The sequence below is a fragment of the Streptomyces sp. SM11 genome (genome assembly GCF_002910905.1).
Taxonomy (GTDB): domain Bacteria; phylum Actinomycetota; class Actinomycetes; order Streptomycetales; family Streptomycetaceae; genus Streptomyces.
The window spans coordinates 1-2,021 of record NZ_NEUE01000245.1 but is presented as its reverse complement, the minus strand read 5'-3'; the positions used below and the strand labels follow the sequence as shown (position 1 = coordinate 2,021).

General features: G+C 73.4%; 2 protein-coding genes. One reads left to right on the top strand and one right to left on the bottom strand.

Annotated features, from left to right (window positions below; translation table 11 throughout):
* Positions 1-1,428, top strand: a 1,428-nt coding sequence (locus B9S58_RS26100) for a heavy metal translocating P-type ATPase (protein ID WP_103534483.1), incomplete at its 5' end; no start/stop codon positions are given.
* 70 nt (positions 1,429-1,498) lie between these two features.
* Here B9S58_RS26100 and B9S58_RS26095 read toward each other — a convergent pair.
* The coding region (locus tag B9S58_RS26095; protein ID WP_146063565.1) for a biotin-dependent carboxyltransferase family protein at positions 1,499-2,021 on the bottom strand (523 nt) is incomplete at its 5' end.

Below are 2,021 nucleotides of genomic sequence, written 5' to 3'. Positions count from 1 at the left end.
GAGAAGATCGCCACGGACGGGACCGTGGTCGAGGGCGCCTCCGCCGTGGACGCCTCGATGCTCACCGGCGAGTCCGTCCCCGTCGAGGTCGGCGTCGGCGACACCGTCACCGGAGCCACCCTCAACGCCGGCGGCCGCCTCGTCGTCGAAGCCACCCGCGTCGGCACCGACACCCAACTCGCCCGCATGGCCCGCCTCGTCGAAGACGCCCAGAACGGAAAGGCCTCCGCACAACGCCTCGCCGACCGCATCAGCGCCGTCTTCGTCCCCATCGTCATCGCCCTCGCCCTCGCCACCCTCGGCTTCTGGCTCGGCAACGACGCCGGACTCACCGCAGCCTTCACCGCGGCCGTCGCCGTCCTCATCATCGCCTGCCCCTGCGCCCTCGGCCTCGCCACCCCCACCGCCCTCATGGTCGGCACCGGACGCGGCGCACAGCTCGGCATCCTCATCAAGGGCCCCGAAGTCCTCGAAACCACCCGCCGCGCCGACACCATCGTCCTCGACAAGACCGGCACCGTCACCACCGGCCGCATGACCCTCCAGACCACCCACACCACCCCCACCACCACCCCCACCGAAGTCCTCCGCCTCGCCGGAGCACTGGAGAACGCCTCCGAACACCCCATCGCCCAAGCCGTCGCCGCCGCCGCGACCGACATCACCGGCCCCCTCCCCACCCCCGAGGACTTCCAGAACATCCCCGGACTCGGCGTCCAGGGCACCGTCGAAGGCCACGCCGTCCTCGTCGGACGGGAACAACTCCTCGCCGACGCGGCGATCCCCCTCCCCGACCACCTCGCCGAGGCGAAGCAGGCCGCGGAGGCCGCCGGGCGTACCGCGATCACCATCGCCTGGGACGGCGAGGCGCGCGCGGTGCTGGAGGTGGCCGACGCGGTGAAGGACACGAGCGCCGAGGCGATTCGCCGGCTCCGCGCCCTCGGCCTGACCCCGATCCTCCTCACCGGCGACAACCGTGCCGTGGCGGAGTCGGTCGCGGCCGAGGTGGGCATCGACGAGGTGTACGCGGAGGTCATGCCGCAGGACAAGGTCGATGTGGTCAAGCGCCTTCAGGCGGAGGGCCGTTCGGTCGCGATGGTCGGGGACGGCGTCAACGACGCCGCCGCCCTCGCCCAGGCCGACCTCGGCCTCGCGATGGGCACGGGGACGGACGCCGCCATCGAGGCGGGCGACCTCACCCTCGTCCGTGGCGACCTCAACGCCGCCGCCGACGCGATCCGCCTCTCCCGCCGCACCCTCTCCACCATCCGCACCAACCTCTTCTGGGCCTTCGCCTACAACGTCGGCGCCCTCCCGCTGGCCGCCGCCGGACTCCTCAACCCGATGATCGCCGGAGCCGCGATGGCCTTCTCCTCCGTCTTCGTGGTCGGCAACTCCCTGCGGCTGCGCACCTTCAAGGGCGCGTGAAGCCCAAGGCCCGACATCCGCACGGCGGGACCTTCCGGTCCCGCCGTGCCAGATGGCTGATGAAGATCTTCTAGGCGCGTACGAAACGGAGCCGGGTTCCCGGTACCGCCTGCGCCGCCGCGGTGAGGGCCCGTTCGGGGACGACGCCCACGACCGGGTAGCCGCCGGTCGTCGGGTGGTCGTTGAGGAAGACGACGGGCCGGCCGTCCGGCGGCACCTGAATCGCACCCAGGACCATGCCCTCGCTGGGCAGTTCCCCCGTGCGGGACCGCGCCAGCGCCGGGCCCTCCGTCCGCAGGCCGATGCGGTTGCTGTGCGGCGAGACCCGGTAGGCGGCGGTGTGGAGCGTACGGAGCGCGGCTTCCGTGAACCAGTCGTGGCGGGGCCCGGGGTGGACCGGGAGCACCAGCTCGGCGAGGGCCCCCGGCCAGGGGACGGGACCGGCGGCCGGCGGCGGGCCGCCCGGCGCCGGAGCGCCCAGCGGGAGTTCGTCGCCCTCGTCCAGCGGGGCGGGCCCGAGCCCCGAGAGGAGGTCCGAAGAACGGCTGCCCAGCACCGCTTCCGGCTCCAGCCCGCCCGCGAACGCCAGGTAG